The sequence below is a fragment of the Neisseria shayeganii 871 genome, from assembly GCF_000226875.1.
Taxonomy (GTDB): Bacteria; Pseudomonadota; Gammaproteobacteria; order Burkholderiales; family Neisseriaceae; genus Eikenella; species Eikenella shayeganii.
Map to the genome: position 1 here is coordinate 363,695 of NZ_JH164926.1, position 19,924 is coordinate 383,618.

At 58.5% G+C, this 19,924-nt stretch carries 21 protein-coding genes; 14 read left to right on the forward strand and 7 right to left on the reverse strand.

All coding sequences use genetic code 11. From position 1 onward, the window contains the following. From HMPREF9371_RS01625 to HMPREF9371_RS01635, 3 genes are all read right to left on the reverse strand, one after another. On the reverse strand, window positions 1-1,135 hold a 1,135-nt coding region (locus HMPREF9371_RS01625; protein WP_009118076.1), incomplete at its 3' end, for a GMC family oxidoreductase N-terminal domain-containing protein. Between the two features lie 296 nt (window positions 1,136-1,431). Further along, on the reverse strand, window positions 1,432-2,616 hold the full coding sequence (locus HMPREF9371_RS01630) for an O-succinylhomoserine sulfhydrylase (protein WP_009118077.1): 1,185 nt from the start codon (window positions 2,614-2,616) through the stop codon (window positions 1,432-1,434). A gap of 185 nt (window positions 2,617-2,801) precedes the next feature. Next, window positions 2,802-3,983: an acetyl-CoA C-acetyltransferase gene (locus HMPREF9371_RS01635; RefSeq protein WP_009118079.1), complete on the reverse strand. Its 1,182-nt coding sequence runs from the start codon at window positions 3,981-3,983 to the stop codon at window positions 2,802-2,804. 203 nt (window positions 3,984-4,186) lie between these two features. Here HMPREF9371_RS01635 and thiL point away from each other — a divergent pair, with 203 nt between their 5' ends. The 5 genes from thiL to HMPREF9371_RS01660 all read left to right on the forward strand — a co-directional run bounded on the left by thiL (window position 4,187) and on the right by HMPREF9371_RS01660 (window position 7,799). After that, complete coding sequence (thiL, locus tag HMPREF9371_RS01640; protein ID WP_009118081.1) at window positions 4,187-5,170, forward strand: thiamine-phosphate kinase; 984 nt, start codon at window positions 4,187-4,189, stop codon at window positions 5,168-5,170. After that, window positions 5,163-5,666: a phosphatidylglycerophosphatase A family protein gene (locus HMPREF9371_RS01645; protein ID WP_009118082.1), complete on the forward strand. Its 504-nt coding sequence runs from the start codon at window positions 5,163-5,165 to the stop codon at window positions 5,664-5,666. The genes thiL and HMPREF9371_RS01645 overlap by 8 nt, the downstream gene beginning before the upstream one ends. Before the next feature lie 28 nt (window positions 5,667-5,694). After that, window positions 5,695-6,066, forward strand: a complete 372-nt coding sequence (gene apaG, locus HMPREF9371_RS01650; RefSeq protein WP_009118083.1) for a Co2+/Mg2+ efflux protein ApaG — start codon at window positions 5,695-5,697, stop codon at window positions 6,064-6,066. Window positions 6,067-6,084: 18 nt separating this feature from the next. Then, on the forward strand, window positions 6,085-6,681 hold the full coding sequence (locus tag HMPREF9371_RS10960; RefSeq protein WP_009118084.1) for a Z-ring associated ZapG family protein: 597 nt from the start codon (window positions 6,085-6,087) through the stop codon (window positions 6,679-6,681). 365 nt (window positions 6,682-7,046) lie between these two features. Continuing rightward, a complete protein-coding gene (locus HMPREF9371_RS01660) occupies window positions 7,047-7,799 on the forward strand; it encodes an endonuclease/exonuclease/phosphatase family protein (protein ID WP_009118085.1) in 753 nt (250 codons plus the stop codon). An 83-nt stretch (window positions 7,800-7,882) separates the two neighbouring features. Here HMPREF9371_RS01660 and HMPREF9371_RS01665 read toward each other — a convergent pair whose 3' ends face one another. Beyond that, a complete protein-coding gene (locus HMPREF9371_RS01665; protein WP_009118086.1) occupies window positions 7,883-8,761 on the reverse strand; it encodes a DMT family transporter in 879 nt (292 codons plus the stop codon). Window positions 8,762-9,171: 410 nt separating this feature from the next. Between HMPREF9371_RS01665 and ppx the strand changes: the two genes are divergently transcribed. The 9 genes from ppx (at window position 9,172) to argB (ending at window position 16,686) form a co-directional block, all read left to right on the forward strand. Next, on the forward strand, window positions 9,172-10,665 hold the full coding sequence (ppx, locus tag HMPREF9371_RS01670; RefSeq protein ID WP_009118088.1) for an exopolyphosphatase: 1,494 nt from the start codon (window positions 9,172-9,174) through the stop codon (window positions 10,663-10,665). Between the two features lie 40 nt (window positions 10,666-10,705). Further along, window positions 10,706-11,215 carry an acyl-CoA thioesterase gene (locus HMPREF9371_RS01675; protein ID WP_009118089.1) on the forward strand — a complete coding sequence of 170 codons (510 nt, stop codon included), beginning with the start codon at window positions 10,706-10,708 and terminating at the stop codon, window positions 11,213-11,215. Between the two features lie 94 nt (window positions 11,216-11,309). After that, a complete protein-coding gene (locus HMPREF9371_RS01680) occupies window positions 11,310-12,494 on the forward strand; it encodes an AAA family ATPase (protein ID WP_009118090.1) in 1,185 nt (394 codons plus the stop codon). Window positions 12,495-12,581: 87 nt separating this feature from the next. Further along, window positions 12,582-13,115 carry an NUDIX hydrolase gene (locus HMPREF9371_RS01685; protein ID WP_009118091.1) on the forward strand — a complete coding sequence of 178 codons (534 nt, stop codon included), beginning with the start codon at window positions 12,582-12,584 and terminating at the stop codon, window positions 13,113-13,115. A gap of 120 nt (window positions 13,116-13,235) precedes the next feature. Next, the gene (locus HMPREF9371_RS01690; RefSeq protein ID WP_009118092.1) at window positions 13,236-13,553 is read left to right on the forward strand and encodes an HLGFF motif protein; all 318 of its coding nucleotides are present in this window, start codon (window positions 13,236-13,238) and stop codon (window positions 13,551-13,553) included. Window positions 13,554-13,556: 3 nt separating this feature from the next. Next, the gene (gene ccoS / locus HMPREF9371_RS01695) at window positions 13,557-13,739 is read left to right on the forward strand and encodes a cbb3-type cytochrome oxidase assembly protein CcoS (protein WP_009118093.1); all 183 of its coding nucleotides are present in this window, start codon (window positions 13,557-13,559) and stop codon (window positions 13,737-13,739) included. After that, entirely contained in the window at window positions 13,736-15,034 is a 1,299-nt protein-coding gene (locus tag HMPREF9371_RS01700; RefSeq protein WP_009118094.1) for an MFS transporter, read from the forward strand. The genes ccoS and HMPREF9371_RS01700 overlap by 4 nt, the downstream gene beginning before the upstream one ends. Before the next feature lie 225 nt (window positions 15,035-15,259). After that, window positions 15,260-15,673: a YidB family protein gene (locus tag HMPREF9371_RS01705; protein WP_009118095.1), complete on the forward strand. Its 414-nt coding sequence runs from the start codon at window positions 15,260-15,262 to the stop codon at window positions 15,671-15,673. A gap of 110 nt (window positions 15,674-15,783) precedes the next feature. Further along, window positions 15,784-16,686: an acetylglutamate kinase gene (argB, locus tag HMPREF9371_RS01710; RefSeq protein ID WP_009118097.1), complete on the forward strand. Its 903-nt coding sequence runs from the start codon at window positions 15,784-15,786 to the stop codon at window positions 16,684-16,686. Window positions 16,687-16,779: 93 nt separating this feature from the next. On the opposite strand, the gene yfaE is transcribed toward argB, so the two are convergent. From yfaE to HMPREF9371_RS11280, 3 genes are all read right to left on the reverse strand, one after another. Continuing rightward, entirely contained in the window at window positions 16,780-17,091 is a 312-nt protein-coding gene (gene yfaE / locus HMPREF9371_RS01715; protein ID WP_040660621.1) for a class I ribonucleotide reductase maintenance protein YfaE, read from the reverse strand. Between the two features lie 135 nt (window positions 17,092-17,226). Further along, window positions 17,227-18,360 (reverse strand): class Ia ribonucleoside-diphosphate reductase subunit beta, encoded by a 1,134-nt coding sequence (gene nrdB / locus HMPREF9371_RS01720; RefSeq protein ID WP_040660622.1) that lies wholly within the window; start codon window positions 18,358-18,360, stop codon window positions 17,227-17,229. 87 nt (window positions 18,361-18,447) lie between these two features. Beyond that, window positions 18,448-19,722, reverse strand: coding sequence for a nuclease-related domain-containing protein (locus HMPREF9371_RS11280; protein ID WP_009118100.1), 1,275 nt, complete (start codon window positions 19,720-19,722; stop codon window positions 18,448-18,450). Window positions 19,723-19,924: the final 202 nt, after the last annotated feature.

The window sequence follows — 19,924 nt, forward strand, 5'->3', positions numbered from 1 at the left end:
GCCAAGCCCAGACAAAGGCCGCCAGCCAGCGGCGGAAACTCAACCGGCCGGCCAGGCTGTGGTTCATCAACGTCCCCAACAGGCTGACGATGTTGGAGCCGTCGGGGAAACGGGTGGCCTCGATGTGGGTGCCGTCGGGCAGATGGATGCCCGAGCCGATGGCGATGCCGCGCGAAAAGTCTTCGCTGCAGCCGGGGAAACGGATGCCGATCAGCGATTCGGCATTGGTGAACACATGGCGGCCGAGGGCATCGGAGAGCTTGGGCAGGCAGCCCTGTTCTTTCATGGCAAACAGCAGCTGTTGGGTGCCCAAGCTGCCGGCCGACACAATCACCTGTGCGGCGGTGTAGTGCCGTTCAGGTAGCCTGTTCGGCTTGACGGTGATGCGGTAGCCGGCGCTGCCGTCCGCCGCCGCGCCCAAAGGCTCGATGCGCAGCACGCGGGTTTGCGGCAACACGCGCACGCCGAGCCGTTCGGCCAAATACAGATAATTGTAGTCCAGCGAATTTTTCGCCCGATGGCGGCAGCCCACCATGCAGCCGCCGCAAGCGCAACACGGTTGCCGTGCCGGCCCATTGCCGCCGAAATAGGGGTCGCCGTCCACCATCTGCTGAGCGTGTTCGTCTTGCCCGCCGAAGTACACCGCCACGCGGGTGCGGTAAAAACTGCCGCCGATGCCGTTTTCATCCGCCAAACGCTGTAAGAGGCGGTCGGCATCGGCCAAAAGCGGATTGTCGGTTACGCCCAACATCTGCTGGGCGGTGCGGTAGTGTGCGGGCATTTCCGCCGTCCAATCGCGCAAACCCGCCCAAGTGCCTTGCCGCCAGACTTCCTGCGGCGGCACCAGCAGCGTGTTGGCATAGGTAATCGAACCGCCGCCCACCGCATTGCCGTGCAGTACCAGCATATGCTTGAACAAGCGCAAAGAAAAAAAGCCGCGGCAGGCCAAGGCCGGCAGCCACAGGAAGCGGCGCCAGTCGCCCGTGCTTTCAGGCATGTTTTCCGGCGTGATGCGCCGCCCCTGTTCGGCCAGCAGCACGCGGTAGCCCTTTTCGGCCAGTCTTAATGCGGAAACACTGCCGCCGAAGCCGGAGCCGACAATAAAACAATCGGTATCGAAACCGTTTTCCGTCATGCCATTGACCCTCTGCTTTCAGGTAGCCTGATGCCTTTGTGAAATCCTTTTCTTTCTGCGCTGTATTGCCGTCTGCCGTCGCGGTGGGAATGCAAACGCCGTGAATGCTTGCGCACAACCCGGCAGACGATCGGGTGCCAATCGGGGCATCAACACGCCGTACAGAACGGTGCCGCCCTGACCGTCCGGACACAACCGCATCCGGTATGGGCAGATTACCGGTTACACCCGGCATCCGGAGTGCCGCAAAAGCATCAGGCTACCTGAAACGGTTGCCGATGAGTCCCTTTGAACGCCTATTCGGCGGCCAAACTCGCCAGCGCCTGCTGCAAATCGGCGATCAAATCGTCGGCATATTCCAAGCCCACCGCCAAACGCAGCAGGCCGTCGCGGATGCCGGCGGCTTCCTTGGCTTCCGGCGTCATTTTGCCGTGGGTGGTGGTCCAAGGGTGGGTGATGGTGGAGCGCACGTCGCCCAGATTGGCGGTTTTGGAGAAAATTTCCACGCGGTCGATTACCTGCCACGCCGCCTGCTGCCCGCCGCGCACTTCAAACGCCACCACAATGCCGCCGGCCTGCTGCTGTTTGGCGGCCAAAGCCGCCTGCGGGTGATCGGGCAAACCGCTGTAATACACCGCCTTTACCTGCGGCTGCGCCCGCAGCCATTCGGCCAGCCGCTGCGCGTTTTGGCATTGGCGCTCCAAGCGCAGCAGCAGGGTTTCGCTGCCGCCGAGCAGAACCCAGGCATTGAAGGGCGAAAGCGCCAAACCGGCGGCGTTCACATACATCGCCATCTGTTTTACCAAATCGGCGCGGCCGCACACAATGCCGCCCAACACGCGACCCTGGCCGTCCACCGCCTTGGTGGCCGATTGAATCGCCAGATCGACACCGAAGGCGAGCGGCTGCTGTAAAGCGGAGGAGCAGAAACTGTTGTCCACCGCCAGCAGGGCACCGCAAGCGTGCGCCATTTCGGCCAACGCCGCCAAATCGGCCACTTCGTTGAGCGGGTTGGACGGGGTTTCCAAAAAGAACATTTTGGTATTCGGGCGGACGGCGGCCTGCCATTCGGCCAAATCGGTTTGCGACACCAGCGTGATTTCGATGCCGAAACGGCTGACATGGCCGGTGAGAAAACCCATGGTAGTGCCAAACAAGCTGCGGCTGGCGATCAAATGGTCGCCGGCGCTAAGAAAGGTGAGGATGGCGGCCTGCACCGCGGCCATGCCGGTGGCGGTGGCGATGCCTGCCTCGGCGCCGTCCAATACCGCCATGCGTTTTTGAAAAGCGGCCACGGTGGGGTTGGCGGTGCGCGAATAGGTAAAGCCTTCTTTCTGTTGGGCAAACAGAGCGGCACCGTCGGCAGCGCTGTCAAACATAAAACTGCTGCTCAAAAACAGCGCCTGATGGTGTTCGTTATAAGCGGTTTGCTCTTTGCCGGCGCGCACGGCCAGGGTTTGCGGATGGAGTTTGCGGGTCATGTTCGAATCTTTGGTGGTTCAGATGGTGTAGGGCTTTTCAGGTAGCCTGATGTTGCCGATGAGGCTACCTGAAAAGCCCGAAGCATACCTTTTTTGTACGTCGCGGGAAACCGTTGACGCAGCGGCGGGCAAACAAAACGGCCGCCGCAAGCGGCAGCCGTGGTCTGTTACGGGAAACAGGCAGCTTAAGCGCGTTCTACGGCCAGGGCCACGCCCATGCCGCCGCCGATACACAAGGTGGCCAAACCTTTTTTCGCGTCACGGCGCTGCATTTCGTGCAGCAGGGTCACCAACACGCGGCAGCCGGAAGCGCCGATCGGATGGCCCAGCGCAATCGCGCCGCCGTTGACGTTGACTTTGTCCAAATCGAAGCCCAGCTCTTTGGCCACGCCTAAGGCTTGGGCGGCAAAGGCTTCGTTGGCTTCGATCAGGTCCACTTCGTCCAGGCTCCAGCCGGCTTTGGCCAAGGTTTTCTTCACCGCACCCACCGGGCCCATGCCCATGATTTCGGGCGCGCAGCCGTCCATGGCGTAGGCTTTGATTTTGGCCAGCGGTTTCAGACCCAGCTCGGCGGCTTTCTCGGCAGACATCATCAGCACGGCAGCGGCGCCGTCGTTGATGCCGGAAGCGTTGGCGGCGGTAACGGTGCCGTCTTTCTTAAAGGCCGGACGCGGTTTGGAGATGGTTTCGATGGTGGCGCCTTTTTTGATGAATTCGTCGCTGTCGAACACAATCGGATCGCCTTTGCGCTGCGGAATGCTCACCGGGGTGATTTCGTCTTTAAACTTGCCGGCGGCTTGGGCGGCTTCGGCGCGGTTTTGCGAAGTCAGCGCCAGCTGGTCTTGCTCTTCGCGGCTGATGCCGTATTTTTCCACGATGTTTTCGGCGGTGATGCCCATGTGGTATTGGTTGTAAACATCGGTCAGACCGTCGTACACCATGCTGTCCACCACTTTGCCGTCGCCCATGCGTTGGCCGTTGCGCATGCCGGGCAGCAAATAGGGCGCCTGGCTCATGTTTTCCTGACCGCCGGCGATCACGATGTCGGCATCGCCCAAGGCAATCGCTTGCGCCGCCAAGTGGGTGGAACGCAGGCCGGAACCGCACACCACGTTGAGCGTAGAACAGGGCACGGTATTGGGCAGGCCGGCTTTCAAAGCCGCCTGACGGGCGGGGTTTTGGCCCACGCCGGCGGTCAGCACCTGGCCGAGGATAACTTCGTCCACCGCTTCGGGCTTCACGCCGGTTTCGGCCAGCAGCGCCTTAATTACGGTCGCACCCAACTCGGGGGCGCCGACGCCGGCCAGGCTGCCGGAAAAATTGCCGATGGCCGTGCGTTTGGCGGCCACAATCACCACTTCTTTCATCTTTCAATCTCCTTTAATTCGGGGTTCAGTCGGGCGGGCTGAGCCGCCCCCGGCAAGATCGGCATGCCGAAAGCCGCGCTGATTTTAGCGTATAAATTCGACTGCGTGTAAACCTTTCTTAACCGATTCGCCATGCGAATCCGACACTTCCGTCCGGCCGCCCCAACACCTCTGCGGGCGCATGTTATGATGCGCACTTTCAGATGGGAGAAACCGCCGCCATGCCGGGAGAATTCGACTTTATCCGCCGCCACCTGCAGGCCGTGCGGCAGCAGGATGCCGACGTGCTGCTCGGCATCGGCGACGACGCCGCCATTGTGCGCCCACGTGCCGGTTTCGACCTTTGCTACAGCAGCGACATGCTGCTGGCCGGACGGCATTTTTTCGCCGACGTCGCCCCCGAAGACCTGGCCCATAAAATGCTGGCGGTGAATATTTCCGACATGGCCGCCATGGGCGCCGTGCCGCGTTGGGTGTTGCTCAGCGCCGCCCTGCCCCACCTGGAAGAAAACTGGCTGCAACGCTTTTCAGGTAGCCTGTTTGGCATGCTGAAACAATACGGCATCAGCCTAATTGGCGGCGACACCACCCGCGGCGACTGGGTATTCAACGTCACCATCATCGGCGAAGTGCCGCAGGGCCAAGGCTTACGCCGCAGCGGCGCACAAGTGGACGACGATATTTGGGTATCCGGCCGTGTCGGCCTGGCCGCTGCCGCCCTCAACCACATCTGGCAGCGCGTGAGGCTACCTGAAAACCTGCTGGCCGACTGCGAAGCCGCCCGTCTGCGCCCGCAACCGCGCGTGGCACTCGGCCAAGCCCTGCTGCCGCTGGCACACGCCGCGCAAGACATTTCCGACGGCTTGGCGCAAGACTTGGGCCACATTCTCGCCGCCTCGAAAGTCGGCGCCCTGCTGGAGGCCGACCGTATTCCCACCCTGCCCGGCCTGCGCGACTGCCTGCCCGAAGCGCTGTATGACGACTTTATCCTGGCCGGCGGCGACGACTACGAACTGCTCTTTACCGCCGCGCCCGAACGGCGTCCCCATATTCTCGCCGCCGCCGAACACAGCCGCACCCCGGTGGCCCGCATCGGCCGCATCACCGATACAGGCTACCTGAAAACCGTGCGTGCCGACGGCAGCGAACTCAAACTGGCCAAACAAGGATACGACCACTTTGCCTAAAACCGCTCCCGCCTTCCGCCCCACCTTCCGCTGGCTGCTGCGCCGGCCCGTCTGCCTGCTCGGTTTCGGCTTCGGCAGCGGCCTCGCCCCCGTGGCGCCCGGCACCTTCGGCACCCTGCCCGCCCTGCCCATGGCCGCCGGACTGATGGCGCTGGGCATCCACGGCTGGGCGCTGGCCGCCGTTGCCCTGCTGCTGTTCGCCGCCGGCATCCCCATCTGCAACCGCACCGAAGCCGCGCTGGGCGTACACGACTACGGCGGCATCGTATGGGACGAAATCGCCGCCATGCTGCTGGTCTTGGCCTTTACTCCGCCGCATTGGGCGTGGTGGCTGGCTGCTTTCGGCGTGTTCCGCCTGTTCGACGCCGTCAAACCGCCGCCCGTTCGCTGGTTCGACCAACGGGTCAACGGCGGCTTGGGCGTGATGCTCGACGACCTCATCGCCGCCCTGCTCTCGCTGGCCGTCTTGCAGGGCGCGGCTTATTTGTTACAATGATTGCCGTTTCTATTGGCCAGACACCCAGATGATCATCGAAATCGGCATTCAGGTAGCCTCCGAGTACCGCCCCGACCTCAGCGACGTGATGCGCGACCGCTATGCTTTCGCCTACCACATCACCATCCAAAACCGCAGCCCGGAAACCGTTACCCTGCGCCGCCGCCATTGGGACATCACCGACGCCCACGGCAAACGGCAAACCGTAGAAGGCGCCGGCGTGGTGGGCGAACAGCCGCGCCTGCTGCCCGGCCAGATATTCGAATACAGCAGCTCGGTCATCCTCGACGCCCCGTGGGGCGAAATGAGCGGCCGCTATCTATTTGAAATTGCCGACGGCAGCCAAGCCTGGGCACCCATCGAGCCCTTCTCGCTCAAAGCCGAATTCACTCTACAATAAACCCACAAAGGAGCCCTCATGAACGATCTGACCCAACAACTCCTGCTCACCGGCATCGGCGGCTTTCTGATCGGCACCGGCTTCACGTGGCTGCTCACCCGCGGTAAAAAACAAGACAAAACCGAATTGGATGCCGCCCGTCAGGAATTGCAAACCTACCGTCAGGAAGTGGAGCGCCACTTCATCGACACCGCCGATGCGGTGGACGAACTCACGCGCAGCTACCAAAAAGTCTTCACCCACCTGAGCCGCGGCGCCGAAACCCTGATGAGCCAGGAAAGCTACCGCAGCCAACTGGAAAAACGCAGCGGACAGGCCGTTACCCTCGCCTACCTCAGCCAGCAAACCACCGATACCGCCGCCGAGCAGGCCAACCCCGACACCACCACCCCGGCCGACCCGCTGCCCGCCGACGTGCCCGAACTGCCGCAAAACCGTTTGGACGACATCAATGCCGCCAGCAACGCTGCTCCGGTATTCGACACCCGCCCGGCTGAAGCGCACGATATACCGCCCAACAGCTTGGACGGCATCAACGCCGCCAGCAACGCAGCACCCGTTTTCGATGTACCGCCAGCCCAAGCCGAAACGGCAGCCGACAGCAAAAAAGTCTGATTCCCGCCAAAATACAGCCGGTACGGCAACAGCCGATACCGGCTCTTGTTGTACCCGCCGCTTTCCCCTTTTACACTGCACGCCTCCAACCGCTCTGGAAAAAAACCGCAGCCGCCCATATAGTATTGGACGCCGTCTTTTCAGGTAACCAGAGGCCTTTGCAAACCCCCCATCTGCGGCGCATTTCTGCGTTGCGCGTTTATGCCCTATGGGCACTGCTCGCTCGCTTGCCTATCTATGTGATATGTCTGTCCCACGGGGATTCCTGGCGTTCACGTTCGCTGCGCTGCTACGTCTTGAACCGCATCCACATCTGAGGGTTTTCAAAGGTCTCAGCCTCTTTACCCTTCTTCCTGCCGATTTCCATGCCCGCCCCCGTTACCGTCACCACTTACAACATCCACAAAGGCATGTCGCCGCTCAACCGCAAACTGCTGCTGCCGCAAATGGCCGACGCCCTGCAAAGCATTGCGCCCGACGTGTTGTTTTTGCAGGAAGTACAGGGCGAACACCGCAAACGCCTGCTCACCGTGCCTGATTTTCCCGCCGAGCCGCACGACGAACTGCTCGGCCGCCTGCTTTCCTACCACCGCAGCTACGGACGCAACGCCGTCTTCAAAGACCGCCACCACGGCAACGCCATCCTCAGCCGCCTGCCGCTCACCACCAAACACAACCTCAACGTATCGGTTAACCGTCTGGAGCAGCGCGGTATTCTGCATTGCGAAATCCAACCGCCCGGTTGGCGTTATCCCTTGGTTTGTCTGTGCGCCCACCTCAACCTGCGCGAGCCCGACCGCCGCAAACAATACCGCGCCCTCTACGATTACATCCACCGCCACATTCCGCACCACATCCCCTTGGTGCTGGCCGGCGACTTCAACGACTGGCGCCACCAATCCTGCCGCAATCTCGGCCAAGTGCTCGGTCTGGACGAAGCCTTTCTGCGCTTCAGCGGCAGCCGCCCCAAAACCTTCCCCGCCCGCCTGCCCGTGCTCAGCCTCGACCGCATCTACACCCGCCACCTCACCGTGCTCGACGCCGTCACCTACCAAGGCAAACCCTGGCAGCTCTTGTCCGACCACCTGCCCCTTTCCGCCACCGTGGTGCCGAAATAAAACCCTCCCCTAACAAAAGGCTACCTGAAACCATACTTTCAGGTAGCCTTTTGCTAAAAAAACTAGATTTTTAAAACATATACTTAGCTCGGAAACCAGCCGAAAAACGCCAACACCTTATCCAAATAATAAAAACTCGCCACCGCCGCCAAAGCCAGCACAATGCCGACTTGGTTGGCGGTGGCAATCTTTTCCTTAAACACCGCCGCCCCCACCAGCGTGCCCAACACAATCACGCCCAAATTCATGCCGGCAAACACCAGCGTCGGATCATTTTGATACGCCTGATGCGCTTTCAGATAGAACAAGATGTTGCCGAAATTCAAAGCCCCCAGCAGCAGACCGCCCACCACATCCGCAGCTTTCAGCGCCTTGCCGCGCCACCACACATAACCCCACATCAGCACACAGGCCAGCGCAAACGCCACAAACAGATTCAGCGACACCGCCTGCCCGGTTTTCGACAACTGCTTGAACAAAATATCGATCACGCCGAAGCCCAGCCACACCCCGCCCAGCCAAAACAGGCCGCCGCTGCCTTTTTTGCCGCCCTCCGGCTTATACAGCAGGCCGGCCAGCGCGGTGAACGCCAACACAATACCGGCCGTTTTATTGAGCGTCAGTACCTCGCCGAACCACAAAAATGCCACCGCCACCGGCAAAGCCAGCGACAAACGCTGAGCCGCATCGGTACGCACAATACCCGCCTGCTCCACCGCCCGCGCCAGCACCACAAAAATAGTAGGCAGCAGCACGCCCAGCAGCAAAAACGGCCACAGCGCGCGCCAGTCGGCCTGTGCCAAAGAATGCAGCGGGGGTTTGAGCAGAAACCAGCAACACGCCCCGGCCACAATATAGTTCACCGCAATCGCGTGCTCGATCTGAATGCCGCGCCGGCGCGCCACTTTGAGCAACACTGACACCGCCACGCTGCAAGCCACCGCCGCCAATAAAAATTCCATCGCCTCAAGCCTTGTCACTTCCGTTCAAAACGGCGCCGCATTATATAGAAGCGGCCCGCCTCGGGCTACTTAAGCCCTGTGCGCTCTCTCCGTGGCAGCCCGAGACCTTTGCAACACCCCCATCTGCGGCGCATTTCTGCGTTGTGCGCTGCTCGCTCACTTGCCTATCTAGATGATATGTCTGTCCCACAGGGATTCCTGGCGTTCACGCTCGCTGCGCTGCTACGCCTTGAACTGCATCCACATCTGGGTATTTTGCAAAGATCTCAGCCCGTATTGCCGGCCGAAACCGCGTACCGGAAAATGGTGCGCAAAGGCTACCTGAAACCCGCTTCGCCGCCGCATTTTCATCATGACAGCCCCCGCCCGACAAGGTAAGATACGCGCTTTATTCCACTGCCGCCCCTTCAATGATTCCAGACAATATGCTCGCCACGGTGGACTTGGGTTCCAACAGCTTCCGCCTGCAAATCTGCCAAAACCACAACGGCCAGCTGCAAATCATCGACTCCATCAAAGAAATGGTGCGCTTTGCCGCCGGTCTCGACCAGCGCAAAATGCTCGACGAGGCCTCGCAGGAGCGCGCCTTGGCCTGTTTGGCCAAATTCGGCGAGCGGCTGCGCGGTTTTCCGCCCGAACAGGTGCGCACCGTGGCCACCAACACCTTCCGCGTGGCCAAAAACATCGACCAATTCATCCCCAAAGCCGAAGCCGCGCTGGGCTTTCCGATCGAAGTGATTGCCGGCCGCGAAGAAGCCCGCCTGATCTACACCGGCGTGGTGCACACCCTGCCGCCCAACGGCGACAAAATGCTGGTGGTGGACATCGGCGGCGGTTCCACCGAATTCGTGATCGGCTCCGACCTCCAGCCCACGGTAACCGAAAGCCTGAATCTGGGCTGCGTAACCTACAGCATGCGCTTTTTTCCGAAAAGCAAAGTCAGTGCGGAGAGCTTCCGCACCGCCGTCACCGCTGCCCGCAGCGAAATCCAGCGCATCGGCAAAATCCTCAAACTCAACGGCTGGGATTTCGCCGTCGGCACTTCCGGCTCCGCCCGCGCCATCCGCGACGTTACCGCCGCCCTCTTTCCCGAACAGGACGGCATCACCCTTGAAGCCATGCAGCACATCGCCCGCCGCTTGATCGGGGCCGGCAGCACCAAAAAAGCCCGTTTGGAAGGCTTAAAAGCCGACCGCATCGAAGTGTTCGCCGGCGGCTTGGCCGTGATGACCGCCGTATTTGAAGAGCTGGGCATCCGCAGCATGACGGTAACCGACGCCGCCCTGCGCGACGGAGTGTTCTACGACCTCATCGGCCGCCAGCTCAACGAAGACATGCGCGACCAAACCATCGCCCGCTTCCAGCAGCGCTACCACGTCGGCCCCAACCAAGCCGAACGCGTGGCCGCCTTGGCCGAACAGTTTTTCGCCATGCTCTCGGCCAAGGAAGAGCCGAAAACCCGCAGCCACTGGCAGCAATATCTGCGTTGGGCCGCTTTGGTGCACGAAATCGGCATCGACATCGCCCACACCGCCTACCACAAACACTCGGCCTACATCCTCGAGCAAGCCGATATGCCCGGCTTCTCGCGCAAAGAACAGCGTATTCTGTCCCTCCTGGTGCTCGGCCACCGCGGCGACGTACGCAAACTGGCCGAGCTGCTTAACGGCAACCGCATGCTTTGGTTCGCCACCCTTTCCCTGCGCCTGGCCGCCCTGTTCTGCCGCGGCCGCCTGCCGCTCGCCCTGCCCGACGGCACCACGCTGGATTACAAACAGCGCCGCTACACCCTCAGCATCAACCGCCGCTGGCTGGACGACAACCCGCTCACCGCCGGCGCTCTGGCCGACGATGCCGCCCAATGGCAGAAAATCGGCCTGAATTTCGAAATCGTCGCCAAATAAAAACACGCCGCCTTTCAGGTAGCCCGAACCCGAACACACCATGCATACCGAAACATACACCCCCAACGCCGCCCCAACGCCCCAGCACGAACTGCAGATGACCGTTTTGATGACGCCCGACATGGCCAACTTCAGCGGCAATGTGCACGGCGGTGACCTGCTCAAGCTGCTCGACCAAGTGGCCTATGCCTGCGCCAGCCGTTACAGCGGGCATTACTGCGTGACTCTGTCGGTGGACAAAGTCACCTTCAAAGAGCCGATACACGTGGGCGAATTGGTAACTTTCCTCGCCAGCGTCAACCACGTCGGCCGCACCTCCATGGAAATCGGCATCCGCGTCGAAGCGGAAGACATCCGCCGCCGCAGCGTACGCCACACCAACAGCTGCTATTTCACCATGGTGGCCATGCACGAAGGCAAGCCCGCGCCCGTGCCGCCTTTGGCCTTAAGCACCGACTTGCAGCGCTGCCGTTTTACTGCCGCCGAGCAGCGCAAAAAACTGCGGCTCGACAGCAGCCGCACCATTCCCTCTTGCGACATTTGCACCTGAAAACCGTTGCCCGAACACCGGCCCCGCCACCACAACGCCGCGCCTCAGCTTTCAGGTAGCCCCTTGCCCAATCCGACCCTCAGGAGAAAACATCATGAAACGTCTGCTGCTGTGCACCCTACTCAGCGCCGCCTGCCTCAGCGCCTGCGGCGAAAAAGACGCCCCATCCGCCCTGAGCTGCAGCGCCCCCGAAGTCGTGGAGGCGCTCAAGCAGCAAATCCGCCAGGAATCGGCGGTCCAAGCCGCCCTCGGCAACCATGCAGACCAACTGCCCAGCGTGTCCGACGCTGCCGCCGTGAACAGCGGCCTGGAGGCTTTGGGCTTGGCGATCGACGACATCCGCACCGTCCAGCCCGCCGGCAAAGACAACGCGGCTTTGGCCTGCGAAGCCTCTCTCCGGCTCACGCCCACGGCCGATGCGGCGCTGAAACTGCAGGAAAGCTTCACCCGCTATATGAGCGTGCACGAAACCGACGGCATAGACATGGAAAGCGTGATGAGCAACGGACTGAGGGCCGACGGCAAACAGGGCTACTTCCGCTCCCTTTCCTACACCGTACAAGCCACCGACGACGGCGCCAAAACCGTAGTAGAACTGGACAGCAAAGCCGCTGCTGCCGCGCTTTCCCTGCCACTGCGCTTCTATCTCGCCCACGCCCAACTGAAACACGATGCGCAAGTGCTGGAGCAGGCGGCTTCGGCCGAGGCCGCCCGCCAGCAGGAACTCGACGCCCTCAACCAAGCCCAACTGCAAGCCCGGCTCGAAGCGGCGAAAAGCGAAAACCAAGGCTGGCACCGCCAGCTCAACCAACAGTGGCAAAGCCTGCCGCCCGCCGCCCGCGCCGCCCTGAAAACCGATCAAGAGCAATGGAACCGCCTGCGCGAAAGCGAATGCGCCTACTTCGGCAAATCGGAATCGAGCGAGCCGCTGGAGCAGGAAGTGCTGCGTTTGGAATGCGACTCCCAACGCATAGAGCAGCGGCTGCCTGAATTAGCGCAAAATGCCGAAACCCACCTCTTGGCCGCCGTCAACGAAGCCCGCCGCCAGAATCAGCAGGCCGATCAGGAAATCCGCCGCCTGTGGCAGAGCATTCCTGACGACGTAAAAACCATCATCGGTCAAGACTACCAAAACTGGAACAGCGCCACCTCCGCCAAATGTGCCGCCGCCGCCCAACAGGCCGGCAGCAACCATGCCGCCCAGCTGGCGCGCCTGCAATGCGAAACCGAAGAAACCCGCAGCAAAATTAACGAACTGCGCGGCTACGTGGTGCAATAAACCCGCCGACGGCTTTCAGGTAGCCCGAGCACCCATACCGCAGGCTACCTGAAAACTCCGCCGCCTCTCCCGCTGCCTGGAAAACCCATGGATTTAACCGAAACCCAAATTGCCTCCGAGCCGATTTTCAACGGCAAATTCGTCACCATCGCCCGCGACACCGTACGCCTGCCCAACGGCAACGAAAGCTACCGCGTCGTCATCCGCCATCCCGGCGCCGCCTGCGTGCTGGCGGTCACCGAACAAGACGAAGTGGTGTTGGTGCGCCAATGGCGTTACGCCACCGCCCAAGCCCTGCTCGAACTGCCGGCCGGCAAGCTCGACCACGGCGAAGACCCCGCTCTGTGTGCCGCCCGCGAGCTGGAAGAAGAAACGCCCTACCGCGCCGAGCGCGTGCGCCTGTTGCACACTTTTTACACCGCCCCCGGCTTTTGCGACGAAAAAATGTATCTCTATCTGGCCGAAGGCGTCAGCGCCACCAGCACCCGCACGCCGGATGAGGACGAATTTGTCGAAACCGTGTTGCTGTCGCGCCAGGCGGTTAAAGCGGCGATGCAGAACAACGAAATCCAAGACGCCAAAACCGTGGTCGGCCTGCAGTATTGGCTGCTCAACAGCTAAACGGCGCCGGCTAGGGCCGCTCTGCTGAAACACCGCCACAGGCACACAGCCGGCTGTTTCAGGTAGCCGCTCAGCACCGCCGGCGGTGAATCGCCACCTTAATCCGAGGCTACCTGAAACATGCAGCAATTCACCCTCAACACGCCCGAAGGCATCCATCTGGGCTTCATCGTTTTCCTGCCGGATGACGAATACGAAGAGCCGCCGCAAAGCGGCGTCTGTATGTTGCGCCTGCAGGCGGCGGATGCTTCTTCAGCGGAGCTACCGGCCGACAACCCGCTACAAGCATGGGCCGAACAGACCCTGCTTTGGCGTGTTGAAGGCGATACTCTCACCATTCACGATTCAACCGGCCACCCCGTCGCCGACCTGCGCCAGCAATACCTGCGCTTGGCAGGCAGGCTGTTTGTGTTGTCGGACTTAAACGGAAACCTCTAAACCATGGGCAGCGTATTTATCTTGATCCCCATCAGCATCGTGTTGGCGTTTGTGATCGGCTATTTCTTTTGGTGGTCGGGCAAACACGGCCAATTTGACGATTTGGAAGGCCCCGCCCACCGCATTCTGATGGATGACGATTCGGTACACGAAGAGGAACACGGCCACAGAAAGGACCAACCATGAGCAACGGATTTGCCTTTGCCAAAAGCCGGCGCTTCGCGCCCCTGTTCGGCACCCAATTTCTCGGCGCCCTGAACGACAATCTGTTTAAAACCGCCCTTTTCGTGATGATCAGCTACCACGGCTTGGGGCAGAGCAGCTGGCTGCCGGCGGAGCAGATGCTCAATTTGGGCGCCTTATTGTTTATCTTGCCGTTTTTTCTGTTTTCCGCCTTATCCGGCCAGCTGTGCAATAAGTTCGACCGCGGCCGCATGGCGGCGGTGATCAAGCTGATGGAAGTGGCGGTGATGATGCTGGCCACCGTCGGTTTTTTGGCGCAATCGGTTTGGCTGCTGATGGGCTGCCTGTTCCTGATGGGCCTGCAATCCACTTTGTTCGGTCCGCTCAAATACGCCGTGCTGCCGGATTATCTCAACGAAAAAGAACTGCTTTCAGGCAACAGCCTGATTGAGAGCGGCACCTTTTTGGCCATTTTGTTCGGCCAGATCATCGGCACCCTGCTGGCCGGCACCGGCGGCACAGTGGTGTCCACCGTGGTGTTGGTGATTGCGGCTTTGGGCTTGTGCACCAGCCTGTTTATGCCGCGCGTGGCGGCCAAGGCGCCGCAAACCGCCGTCAGCCTGCACGTGGTGCGCGATTCAAAAGACATTCTGCGCCAAGCCTTCGCCGACCGTGCGCTTTACGCGGCCATCATCGGCATTTCTTGGTTTTGGTTTATCGGCGCGGTTTACACCACCCAACTGCCCACCTTCACCCGCCTGCATTTGGGCGGTAACGAAGCGGTATTCAATCTGATGTTAGCGCTGTTTTCCATCGGCATCGGCAGCGGATCGGTATTGTGCGCCAAATTAAGCCATAACCGCCTGAATTTGGGCTGGGTGGCCTTGGGTACCGTCGGCATGGGTATGTTCGGCCTGCTGCTGGTTTCCTTAACCCACGGACAACACCACCGTGAATTGGTCGGCATCACTGCTTTCTTGGCCCGCAGCCATGCTTATCCGGTGATGTTGTGCATCGGCATGCTCGGCTTTTTCGGCGGTTTTTTCTCAGTACCGCTTTACACCTGGCTGCAAACCGCCAGCAGCGAAACCTTCCGCGCCCACGCAGTGGCCGCCAACAACATTGTCAACGGCTTATTTATGGTGGCCGCCGCCTTGCTGAGCGCTTTATTGCTGTGGCTGTTTGACAGCATCACCCTGCTCTACCTGGTGGTGGCGGTGGGCAATGTGCTGATGCTAGGCTATCTGTTGTGGATTGCCCCCGAGATTCGGGAAGGCATCAAGCGCTGGATTGCTTAGCCTGCTTGAGATTGCTATACTTGCGCCGCCTTACTGAGGGTCGGCCGATTTGTCGGACCGGCCCTCAAAACTTAAAATGCTTTCTTTTACGGAACATATATATAGCAATTAATTTGCTAGCAATACACACATGAAGGCAAGCAGCAATAGGCTAAAAAAGTAGCTGGAATGGACTCTGCCAAAACCACACAGCCTTTTTTGCCTCCTCTCTAAAAGGAATCAAGCATGGGAATCCTAGACTCCGTTCTCAACAGCGCCCTCTCTTCCATCGCCGGCGGCAACGGTAACGGCCAAAGCCAAGCGCTGCAACTGATTGCGCAGCTGATCGAGCAAAACGGCGGTGTCGGCAACCTACTGCAACAGCTGCAACAAGGCGGCCTGGGCGATATTTTACAAAGCTGGATCGGACAAGGCGGCAACCAGTCGGTGAGCGCCGATCAGCTCGAGTCCGCACTGGGCGGCGGTTTGCAGCAAGCCGCCCAACAAGTGGGCTTAGACGGCCACCAGGCCGGCGACTTGTTGTCGCAATACCTGCCCCAAATCATCGACAGCCTCACGCCAAACGGCACCGCCGCCGATGCCGATGGTTTCGGCTTAGACGATGTCGCCCGTATCTTACTGCAAAATTTCATGAAATAACCCGCTTATCCGAACCAAGCGGCAACACGCCTCGGGCTACCTGAAAAATGTTGTGCCGCAACCTTTTCAGGTAGCCTTGACCACATCCTTTTTCTATCATCTCCCAGATCATGACCACCGCCTCCGCACCCATTTCGCCCAGCCTCAAAGCCACCGTTCTTTCCGAAGCCCTGCCTTATATCCGCCGCTTTGCCGGCGCCACCGTCGTCATCAAATACGGCGGCAACGCCATGACCGAACCGCATTTGAAAGACGGTTTCGCCAAGGACGTGATTTTGCTCAAATTGGTGGGCATCAATCCGGTGGTGGTACACGGCGGCGGCCCGCAAATCAACGAAATGCTGCAGAAAGTCGGCAAAGAAGGCGTTTTCGTACAGGGCATGCGCGTCACCGACAGCGAAACCATGGATATTGTCGAAATGGTGCTCGGCGGCCATGTCAACAAAGAAATCGTCTCCCTGCTCAACCAAAACGGCGGCAAAGCCGTCGGCATCAGCGGCCGCGACAGCCACTGCATCCGCGCCAAAAAGCTGTTCATCAACACCCCTGAACGCAACGGCGTCGATATCGGCCAGGTCGGCGTGGTCGAAAGCATTGATGTGTCTCTGATCCGCGGCCTGATCGAGCATGACTACATCCCCGTTATCGCGCCCATCGGCGTCGGCCGCCACGGCGAAGCCTTCAACATCAATGCCGACTTGGTGGCCGGCAAGCTGGCCGAAGAGTTGAGAGCGGAAAAACTGGTGATGATGACCAATATCAGCGGCGTGCTGGACAAGGCTGGCAATCTGCTGACCAATCTGACGCCCGAGCGCATCGACGAATTGGTGGCTGACGGCACCCTTTACGGCGGTATGCTACCGAAAATCAGTTCCGCCATCGAAGCCGCCACCCACGGCGTCAATGCCGTCCACATCATCGACGGCCGCGTATTGAACGCCCTGCTGCTGGAAATTTTCACCGATCAAGGCATCGGCTCCATGATTCTCGGCAAACAGCAGGTATCAAACTAAGGCCCCCTACACAACGGCTGAAAAACAGGGGCGCCGAATCGGCACGACTTTACCGATTCGGCGCCCCTGTTTAGGCATCCAGACAAACAACACTCATTCTTCTGCTTGTTCTTCCCCAAACAAGTCTCGCTCAAACAAATCCGGCTCGCGTTGCCGAACGGCACAATCTAATTCAATGTCTTCTTTGACCACACAGCAGCACGGCAAAATCTCGCCGGGTGCCAAAAAAGCGAGCGGCAGCTCACGGTATCTCACGCTGCCGGACAACAACCTGAGTCGGCAGGAACCGCAATAACCGCTGCGGCACTGGTATTCGACTTCGTGGCCGGTGCGCTCCAAAGCCTCCAGCAAGGTTTCTCCTTCCTGCAGGTAAAAAGCACTATTGCGGGTGGTGATCAAAGGCATAACAAACACACGGTAGAAAGACAAAAAGCGCAGCAAACGCAGCGGCTTCAGCCATTTATTGATACAGCGCCCAAACAAACAGGCTACCTGAACACGCGCTTGCCTTTCAGGTAGCCTGTTTCGCCGTTTCATGGTTTACAGTTCAAAATCGCCCAAATCCTCGGCATTAACTTCGGCATCGATCTGGCCAATCAGATAAGAGCTGATTTCCACTTCCTGCGGGGCCACCTGAACATTATCGGACGAGAGCCAGGCATTGATCCACGGAATCGGATTTTGGTTGGCCCCCTCAAAAGCGGGTTTCAGCCCCACCGCCTGCATACGCAAATTGGTGATGTATTCCACATATTGGCTGAGGATTTCTTTATTCAGGCCGATCATGGAGCCGTCTTTAAACAGATACTCGGCCCACTCTTTCTCTTGGGCAGCAGCTTTTTTGAACAGTTCAAAGCATTCGCCTTCCAGCTCCGCGGCGATCTCCGCCATTTCCGCGTCGTCCGCGCCGCTCTTCATCAGATTCAGCATATGCTGGGTGCCGGTGAGATGCAGCGCCTCGTCGCGGGCAATCAGCTTGATGATTTTGGCATTGCCTTCCATCAGTTCGCGTTCGGCAAAGGCAAACGAACAGGCAAACGACACATAAAAACGGATCGCCTCCAGCACGTTCACGCACATCAGGCACAGATACAGCTTTTTCTTCAGCTCGCGTTTGCTGACGGTGACGGCTTTGTCGCCCACCTGGTGCCGCCCTTCGCCCAACAGATTGTAATACTGGCTGTATTCGATCAGATCATCGTAATAACAGGCAATGTCTTCGGCGCGGGCGATGATGTATTGGTTTTGTACAATATCGTCGAACACCACCGAAGGATCGTTGACGATATTGCGGATAATGTGGGTGTAACTGCGCGAATGGATGGTTTCGCTAAAACTCCAGGTTTCAATCCAGGTTTCCAACTCGGGTATCGACACCAAGGGCAGCAGCGCCACATTCGGGCTGCGCCCCTGAATCGAATCCAACAGCGTTTGATATTTCAGATTGCTGATGAAAATATGCTTTTCGTGCTCGGGCAAGTTTTGATAGTCGATGCGGTCGCGCGAAACGTCGATTTCTTCCGGCCGCCAGAAAAACGAGAGTTGTTTTTCGATCAGCTTTTCAAAAATTTCGTATTTTTGTTGATCGTAACGCGCCACGTTCACCGGCTGACCGAGAAACATCGGCTCCAGCAAAGCATTGTTTTGTGCTTTGCTAAAGGTGCTGTATTGCATGACCAAATGTTCGCAGGACATGACATGTTTCCAATATTGAGAATTAAAAGAAGATATGCTGTTTTTCAGGCAGCTTAAGCGCTGTTATCAGGATGTGGCGAATTCGGTTCGCTGATGTGCCATACAATAAAGGCCGCCATTGAATTGATCAGCATGGTTTTTACAGTACCGTATTACTGCCGGACTGAGGATCTTGCCACAATCGGGATGCTGGCAATATATTGGGCGGCTCGTTTGTCTGTTTGCCGTACCAATGACAGGCGCCATTCCTGAAGCAAAGTTTTTTTGATGTTGGCGGCAATATAAGCCGCCGCCGAAACGGGCGCTATGGCGTTGACAATAGCCGACAATATCGTTACTCAGTACCAATCCACAACCGGGAAAGTCGCAATATTGAATTTGTTTGCCGTTAAGCACATTCGCAGAGGATGCTGCTTTGTCTGGGTTTGCTGCCTGCCTAGACAAGGCCATCTGCTGATGCGTACGGCAATAAATCTGATGACCAAATCGGCTGGCATACAGAGTACACAAACGATATTCGGCCACGCTGACTGCTTGGCCGCAATCCGCGCAAAATGGTTGTTTCAAGTTTAAAAAGGCAGGTAGGCTCAACGAATCAGATGCCGGTACATGGCAGGGCAGTAAACGTTTGGCTATTTCCCGGGTATGCTGTTGCATGGCTTTATCACTGACACCGCCGAACGATGAGGGGTTAAACAACATATTGGCAATCACTTCCCCGGCCAAGGCCACTACTTTACCCACGCTGGCTTCCCGATTGATAAAGTCTTGAGACCATCGTTCAATGGCATCCACTTTGATCACATTGCGGGTATCAAACTTATCTACTGCCGGGCGGTGGATAATGGATTGCGGAGAGAGTAAAACCACATGGCGTATCCGCAGTGGTCTGCCCGTAATCGACTTGATATCCAAGCGTTCAAACAGTTTTCCCAAAACCCTGGCATGTCGCTGGCTTTGATCCAAGGGAGAAGGTATTCCTTTTTTTTTACCGCCCGGATACTGGACTGAAAATTCGCCATGCTCATTAATGGAAACATTGCCATTGAAGTTTTTGGTTTCAAATAAAATGGCGAATAAATGATTGACCACCAAGTGATCGATTTGGGCAACTTCTCCGTCTACTTCGATACGGAAATCATGAAACAGTGCAGAAAACTGATTGTCTCGGTAGCGGGCATTCAGATGAAACGCTGCATCTTTTTCGCCCTGTCTGCCGGTTTTGAGCATCTTTAATTGTTTTTCGAGCCAAGTTTTTTGCTGTCGATCCAAAGGCTGACTCAGCAAGTACTCCAAAAGTTGCAAACGTTGACTTTGATTGTCGGCAGATTTAATCAGCATAATGGGTTATCAATTCAGACATTGTTTGTGTCGCTATGCTACACAGGCAGTAGAAAAGCAAACTGAAACTTGTGCAATTCTATGTTTGCTCGTCTGGCGTCAGGGGAGTAAGTCTTTCCTCATTCATCAAATGCTGAATGCCCTTTAATGTAATGTAAACAGATATTTCATGTGGCGTCCAGGCTACCTGAAATATCTGTTA